This window comes from Streptomyces sp. NPDC026659 (assembly GCF_040638245.1).
Lineage (GTDB): Bacteria > Actinomycetota > Actinomycetes > Streptomycetales > Streptomycetaceae > Streptomyces.
The window spans coordinates 905,767-912,820 of record NZ_JBEZXY010000002.1 but is presented as its reverse complement, the minus strand read 5'-3'; the positions used below and the strand labels follow the sequence as shown (position 1 = coordinate 912,820).

Here is a 7,054-nt window from a genome sequence, read left to right as displayed (position 1 = left end):
GGTTGATAGGCCAGATATGGAAGCCCGGTAACGGGTGGAGTTGACTGGTACTAATAGGCCGAGGGCTTGTCCTCAGTTGCTCGCGTCCACTGTGTTGGTTCTGAAACCACGAACACCGCCATGTGCCACACATGGTTCGGCTGAAACAGTTTCATAGTGTTTCGGTGGTCATAGCGTGAGGGAAACGCCCGGTTACATTCCGAACCCGGAAGCTAAGCCTCACAGCGCCGATGGTACTGCAGGGGGGACCCTGTGGGAGAGTAGGACGCCGCCGAACAAATTTTAGGGAAACCCCCGCACCGATTGGTGCGGGGGTTTTCTGCGTTTGGGGATCTTTATAGGGTCTGGCATATGCGCTACGACCTCATTCTTTTCGACAACGACGGCGTCCTGGTGGACAGCGAGCCCATTTCCAACCGGTTGCTCGCCGCGTACCTCACCGAGCTCGGGCACCCGACGTCGTACGAGGAGTCCATCCGGGACTACATGGGCTCGGCCATGCACCGCATCCACGAGCTGGTTCTGGAGCGGACCGGGCAGCGGCTTCCCGAGGACTTCGACGACGTCTTCCACGCGCGGGTCTTCGCCGCGTTCGAGCGGGAGTTGCGGGCCGTCGCCGGGGTCGAGGGCGTGTTGGAGAAGCTGGCCGCGGACGGGGTGCCGTACTGCGTGGCGTCCTCCGGGAGCCATGAGCGGATTCGGGTGGGGCACCGGACGACCGGGCTCGACCGGTGGTTCGAGGAGGGGCGGGTCTTCAGCTCGCAGGACGTGGGGCGGGGCAAGCCGGCGCCCGACCTCTTCTTCTACGCCGCCGAGCGGATGGGGGTCGCCCCCGAGCGGTGTCTGGTCGTGGAGGACTCCCCGCTGGGCGTCCAGGCGGCCGTGGCGGCCGGGATGGACGTGTACGGGTTCACCGCCATGACCCCGGCCGAGAGGCTGGCCGGTGCCAATCAACTCTTCTCCACCATGGGCGAGTTGGCTGACCTGCTGGTATGACGGGGGCCATCGTCCGGGGGCTGACAATTGTCATGCGGACCTCCGGACGATCGTTTCTGTCGGCGGAGGGCCCTCGGCCGCGAAGCTGAGGGCATGACGAAGACGACGGGGAACCAGGGCCGGAACCAGCAGCCGAGCGCGCTGGAGAACTTCAAGCCGCTGCTCGTGGACGTGGCGGTGCCGCTCGGCGCGTACTACCTCCTGAAGGACGCCTTCGGGATGAGCACCTTCGCCGCTCTCGCCTGGAGCAGTGTGGTGCCCGCCGCGCGGACCGTCTGGAGTCTGGTGCGGGAGCGCACCGCCAACGCGTTCGCGCTCCTCATCCTCACCGTGAACGTGGTCGGGCTGGCGCTCAGCTTCGTGTCCGGCGATCCGCGGCTGATGCTCGCCAAGGACGGCGCGGTCAGCAGCACGATCGCCATCGGCATCCTCGTCTCCGTGGTGCTCGGCCGGCCGATGATGACCGAGGGCATGAAGCCCTTCCTGGTGAAGGGGGACGCGGCCAAGGAGAGTGCCTGGCAGCGGCTGGTGTCGGGCGGGGCTGCCGGGTCGGCGGACTTCCGGCGCAAGGAGCGGGCCTTCTCCGTGGTGTGGGGGGTGGCGCTGCTGGCCGAGTGCGTGGCGCGGGTGGTGGGGGCGTACACCGTGCCCGTCGACACCATGGTCTGGCTGGGCGGGGTGCTGATGGTCGGGGTGATGGTCCTGACGTTCATGGTCAGCGGTGCCGTCGCGGTCAAGCCGATGGAGCGGATCCTCGCCGACGAGGCGAAGAAGTCCGGCGAGAACCCCGAGGCCGCGGGTGCGGCCCGGAGCATCCCCGTCGCCGCCTGATCCGGCGTCCGGCCGACAGCCGGTCACCGACCACCGATCCGGCCGAAGATGAGCGGAACTCATCTTTGGCCGGATCTACCCATGCGCACCCCGGGGCCCTACGCTCGCCGCCATGACGGATGTGCTGCGGCGCGGCAGGGCCTCGCTGGCGTTCGGCTTCTTCACCCAGGGCGTCGCCTTTGCCCTGCTCGTGACCCGTATCCCGGCCGTCCAGGAGCGGTACGGGGTCTCGGACGCGCTGCTGCCCGTCTTCCTCGCCGCCGTGCCGGTCCTCGCCGGGTGCGGGAGTGTCGCCACCGAGCGGCTGGTGCGGCGGATACCGCCCAGCCGGTTGCTGCGCTGGTCCCAGCCGGTGGTGCTGCTGGCGCTGCTCGGTGTCGGGGCCGGGGACCAAGTGGCGGAGCTGGCCGTCGCGTTGGGGGTGTTCGGGCTGTCGGTGGGGGCGCTGGACGCCTCCATGAACATGCTCGGGGTGAGTCTCCAGCGGGCGTACGGGCGCAGCATCATGCTGAGCTTCCACGCGGCCTACAGTCTCGGCGGCATCCTCGGTGCCTCGCTCGCCTGGGCGGGCGCGCACTGGGAGTTGGCGCTGTGGGTGTCGTATCTGCCCGTGGTCCTGGTGCTGTTGCCCGCGACGCTGGTGGGGAGCCGGTGGTACGTCGACGGGGACGGCGGGTCGACGGGGGAGTCGGCCGGTGCGGGTGGCGGGGTCGCGTTCCGGGTGCTGTTGCCGCTGTGTCTGGTGATGACGTTCGCGTACATCGGGGACTCGACGGTCTCCAACTGGAGCGCGAAGTACGTCAAGGACGTGCTCGGCGGTTCGGAGCAGCTGGCGACCGTGCCGTACAACGTGTACATGGTGACCACGCTGGTGGGGCGGGCGCTGGGGGATCTCGGGGTGCGGCGGCTCGGGGCGGTGGCGGTCGTGCGGCTGGGGGCGCTGGTGGCGGCGGGCGGGTTCGCGGTGGTCGCGGCGGCGCCCGGGGCGTGGGCGGGGATGCTCGGGTTCACGCTGGTCGGGCTCGGGCTGTGCGTGCTGGTGCCGCAGACCTTCGCGGCGGCGGGCAGGCTCTTCCCCGGGGGGTCGGACGCGGCGATCGCGCGGCTCAACATCTTCAACTACGTGGGATTCCTGGTCGGTTCGCCGTTGGTGGGGGCGCTCGGAGGCGCCTGGAGCTATCGCGGGGCGATGCTCGTGCCGATGGCTCTGGTGCTGGTCACCATGGTGTACGCCCGGTCGTTCGACGGCGGAGGCGACCGATACGGTGACGGGCATGAGCGGCCGCGCACAGCTGATGTGGGACGAGGCAGTAACGGGCTATGACTTCGGCCCGGACCATCCGATGGCTCCGGTGCGCCTGGAGCTGACCCGGAGGCTGGTGTCGGCCCTCGGGCTCGACAAGGAGCTGGACATCGTGGCGGCGCCTCCGGCGGGGGAGTCCACGCTGCGCCTGGTGCACCGCGAGGACTACATCGACGCGGTGAAGGCGGCCTCGGCCGATCCGCGCGCGGCGGACGGGTCGTACGGGATCGGGACGGTCGACGATCCGGCGTTCGCCGGGATGCACGAGGTGTCGGCGCTGATCGCCGGGCAGTCGGTGGCGGCGGCGGAGGCGGTGTGGCGGGGGGACGTCGAGCACGCGGTGAACTTCGCGGGCGGGCTGCACCACGCGATGCCGGGCGGCGCGGCCGGTTTCTGTGTGTACAACGACGCGGCGCTGGCGGTGGCCCGTCTCCTTGAGCTGGGCGTGGAGCGGGTCGCGTACGTGGATGTGGACGTGCATCACGGGGACGGGGTGCAGGCGGCCTTCTGGGAGGACCCGAGGGTGCTGACCATCTCGCTGCACGAGCATCCGCGCACGCTGTTCCCGGCGACGGGGTGGCCGCAGGAGACCGGGGCCGGGGCGGGCGAGGGCGCGGCGGTGAACGTGGCGCTGCCGGCCGGGACCGGGGACGCGGGGTGGCTGCGGGCGTTCCACGCGGTGGTGCCGGAGCTGCTGGCGGACTTCCGGCCGCAGGTGCTGGTCTCGCAGCACGGCGCCGACACGCACTTCGAGGACCCGCTGGCGCATCTCGCGGTGTCGCTGGACGCGCAGCGGGCGGTGCAACTGGCCTGTCACGAGCTGGCGCACGCGTACGCGGACGGGAAGTGGCTCGCGCTGGGCGGTGGCGGCTATGCGGTGGTGGAGGTCGTACCGCGGTCCTGGACGCATCTGGTGGGGATCGCGGCGGGCCGGGAGATCGATCCGGAGACGGTGATCCCGGAGGGCTGGCGGCAGGAAGTGTACGCGCGGACACGGCAGTTGGGGCCGCAGCGGATGACGGACGGGCGCTGGCCGGTGGGTTACAGGGACTGGTCGGCGGGGTACGACCCGGCCGACCGCCTCGACCAGGCGGTGCTGGCGACGCGGCGGTCCGCGTTCCCGCTGCGGGGGCTGCTGCCGTGACGGGCGGAGGCCGCGCGGGCTCGTCGGCCGTGTCCGGTGGAGGCGCTCGGCGTTAGGCCGACCGTGCGGTCTTCCGCCGTTCCGGTCGCCGGGGCCGCGTTCATGGGCCACCATCGCTGCCGTGTCGGAAACCGGTGCCCTGCGGGCGCACCTGCTGGCCGCCCGGCTCGCCGGTGAGGTGGCCACCGCGCGCGAGGACAGCCTGCGCCGCTACCGGCTGTTCGCCGCGTGCGACCCGCGGGTGCTGATCGGGATCGATCCCGTACGGTCCTGGGGGCCGCGCGAGGTGCTGGCCCTGATGGCGGAGCGGTGCGGGGTGTCGCCCGACCCGGGGTGTGTCTCGGGGCCGGACGTGATCGACCCGGAGCGGACGCTGGCCGCGCTGGACGCCTTCGCGGGGCGGCTGCGGGCGGCGGTGCGGCGGGGGGTGCCGGTGCTGTTCGGCACCGGGCATCCGGGCGCGTTGCTCGGTTTCTACGCCGGGTTGGCGGCGGCGATGTCGGCGGCGGGATGTGTTGTGCTCACCCCGGCGCAGGGTCGCTGTGTCGACATATTGACCCGGTTCGGTCTACGCACGCACCGCCTCGACTACGTACGAGGTGTTGCGTTGGTGCGGGAAGCGGGTACCGGGCGCCCGGGGCGTGAGCCGGGGGCGCACAGCCATTCCCCGCTGCCGGTTCGGCTCGCGCTGGCCGCCCTGGCGGAGGCCGGCGAGCCGTTGCCGGGGCTGGTCGTCGGGGACCACGGGTGGGTCTGCGGCGCAGGTCAGCTGGGGTTCGAGGCGATCGGGCTGGCCGACTCCGACGACCCCGCGCCGTTCGTCGGCCAGGCCGAGGGGACGGTGTCCGTCGTCGTTCCGCTTGACGACGCCGTGCGGTCTAGTCACTACCGCCCGCTCACCCGCTACGTACTCAAACGGGCCTGTCTGTCACAGTAGGCCGCCGATGCGTCCACCTCTTCCCCACTCGCATCACCCGCCCCTACATTGGGGAGTGAGCACGCAACGACGAAGAGTCACCGGAAGGGGAAGCCGGTGGCCGTCGAGTGCGGAAGGTTCAGGTGTGGTCATGGCAGCTGGTGAGAGGCCTCTGAACGAGGTTCAGTTCCTTACCGTGGCGGAAGTCGCCTCGGTCATGCGAGTCTCGAAGATGACCGTGTACCGGCTGGTGCACAGCGGTCATCTGCCCGCGATCCGGGTGGGGCGGTCCTTCCGCGTCCCCGAGCAGGCGGTCCACGAGTATCTGCGCGAGAGCTATGTGGGGGTGGAAACGGCCTGACGACGGCCAGTGGATCTTCCCGGAACACCTCGATTACGACCCTGGCGTCCGGGCGGGTAGGCTGTCCCCTCGTAGGTCGTATGGGCCCATGGCGCCCAGCAACCGAGTCATGAGAAGTGAGCGAGGGTAGTCGTGGGCTCTGTTATCAAGAAGCGGCGCAAGCGGATGGCTAAGAAGAAGCACCGCAAGCTGCTCAAGCGCACGCGCGTTCAGCGTCGCAACAAGAAGTAAGCGGCGCGCCGCGAAAGCGCGGTCGGTGGCCCTTCGTCCCTCTGCGGGCGGAGGGCCATCGGCATGTCCGGGGCCGTTCGGCATGTCCGGGCCCGTGTGGTCATCGTGGCGCAACACCGACCCGATAGGTTGGCCGCACACGGGGAACGCGGGCGGAGAGCCGGGTTTCGCGCGAGGTCGGGAAGGAAGGCGCTGGTCTTGGGGAAGATCGTGCTCGTCACCGGAGTGGCCCGGCAGCTGGGCGGCCGGTTCGTGCGCCGCATTCAGCGGGACACCGACGTGGACCGCGTGATCGCGGTGGACGCCGTGCCGCCCGCGCACCATCTCGGCGGCGCCGAGTTCATCCAGGCCGACATCCGGCAGCCGACGATCGCCCGCGTGCTCGCGGAGACCGGCGCCGACACGGTCGTCCACATGGACGTGACCGGCACCGCGCTCGGCGGCGGCAGCCGGGCCACGGTCAAGGAGACCAACGTCATCGGCACCATGCAGCTGCTCGGTGCCTGCCAGAAGTCGCCCACCGTCAAGCGGCTCGTGGTGAAGTCCAGCACCAACGTCTACGGCTCCGCCCCGCGCGACCCGGCCGTCTTCACCGAGACCACCCCGGCCAAATCGCTGCCCAGCGGCGGCTTCGCCAAGGACGCCGTCGAGGTCGAGGGCTACGTGCGCGGGTTCGCCCGGCGCCGCCCCGACGTGGCGGTGTGCGTGCTGCGGTTCGCCAACATCCTCGGGCCGACGGCGGACACCCCGCTCGCCTCCTACTTCGCGCTGCCCGTCCTGCCGACCGTGTTCGGCTACGACCCGCGGCTGCAGTTCGTGCACGAGGACGACGTGATCGAGGTGCTGCGGATCGCCTCGCACGAGCCGCGCCGGGGCACCCTCAACAGCGGCACCTTCAACATCGCCGGGGACGGCGTGCTGCTGCTCTCCCAGTGCTCGCGCAGGCTCGGGCGGCCCACCGTGCCGCTGCTGCTGCCCGCGGTCACCTGGGCGGGCTCCCTGGTGCGTACGCTCGGTATGACGGACTTCTCGCCGGAGCAGATCCGGCTGCTGACCCACGGCCGGGTGGTGGACACCGGGCAGATGCGCGAGACGCTCGGCTTCGCGCCGAGGTTCACGACCGCGGAGACCTTCGCGGACTTCGCGCACGGCCAGGGCCCCGGCCTGCTGCCGCCGGAGGCGCTGGCGGGAGCCGTCGACCGGATCGCCGCGCTGACCGCGAGAAGCGGTGGCCCCTTCCCGCAGCCCGGCGCCAACTGAGGAGCGCAGCAA

Annotated in this window: 8 protein-coding genes and 2 rRNA genes; all 10 read left to right on the top strand. The window is 70.8% G+C overall.

Annotated elements, in window-relative coordinates:
• Window positions 1-74, top strand: a 23S ribosomal RNA gene (locus tag AB0E91_RS08860); the annotation flags it as partial.
• 86 nt (window positions 75-160) lie between these two features.
• Window positions 161-277 (top strand): 5S ribosomal RNA (gene rrf, locus AB0E91_RS08855).
• 74 nt (window positions 278-351) lie between these two features.
• Window positions 352-996: an HAD family hydrolase gene (locus tag AB0E91_RS08850; protein ID WP_361777243.1), complete on the top strand. Its 645-nt coding sequence runs from the start codon at window positions 352-354 to the stop codon at window positions 994-996.
• Between the two features lie 93 nt (window positions 997-1,089).
• Window positions 1,090-1,827, top strand: coding sequence for a VC0807 family protein (locus tag AB0E91_RS08845; protein WP_361777240.1), 738 nt, complete (start codon window positions 1,090-1,092; stop codon window positions 1,825-1,827).
• A 112-nt stretch (window positions 1,828-1,939) separates the two neighbouring features.
• The gene (locus AB0E91_RS08840) at window positions 1,940-3,151 is read left to right on the top strand and encodes an MFS transporter (protein ID WP_361777237.1); all 1,212 of its coding nucleotides are present in this window, start codon (window positions 1,940-1,942) and stop codon (window positions 3,149-3,151) included.
• On the top strand, window positions 3,102-4,274 hold the full coding sequence (locus AB0E91_RS08835; RefSeq protein WP_361777234.1) for an acetoin utilization protein AcuC: 1,173 nt from the start codon (window positions 3,102-3,104) through the stop codon (window positions 4,272-4,274). The genes AB0E91_RS08840 and AB0E91_RS08835 overlap by 50 nt, the downstream gene beginning before the upstream one ends.
• A 121-nt stretch (window positions 4,275-4,395) precedes the next feature.
• Window positions 4,396-5,211, top strand: coding sequence for a phosphatase (locus AB0E91_RS08830; protein WP_361777231.1), 816 nt, complete (start codon window positions 4,396-4,398; stop codon window positions 5,209-5,211).
• 130 nt (window positions 5,212-5,341) lie between these two features.
• Window positions 5,342-5,551, top strand: a complete 210-nt coding sequence (locus AB0E91_RS08825) for a helix-turn-helix domain-containing protein (protein WP_093781815.1) — start codon at window positions 5,342-5,344, stop codon at window positions 5,549-5,551.
• A gap of 132 nt (window positions 5,552-5,683) precedes the next feature.
• Window positions 5,684-5,782, top strand: a complete 99-nt coding sequence (locus AB0E91_RS08820; protein WP_003948845.1) for an AURKAIP1/COX24 domain-containing protein — start codon at window positions 5,684-5,686, stop codon at window positions 5,780-5,782.
• Window positions 5,783-5,980: 198 nt separating this feature from the next.
• Window positions 5,981-7,042, top strand: a complete 1,062-nt coding sequence (locus tag AB0E91_RS08815) for an NAD-dependent epimerase/dehydratase family protein (RefSeq protein WP_361777228.1) — start codon at window positions 5,981-5,983, stop codon at window positions 7,040-7,042.
• Window positions 7,043-7,054: the final 12 nt, after the last annotated feature.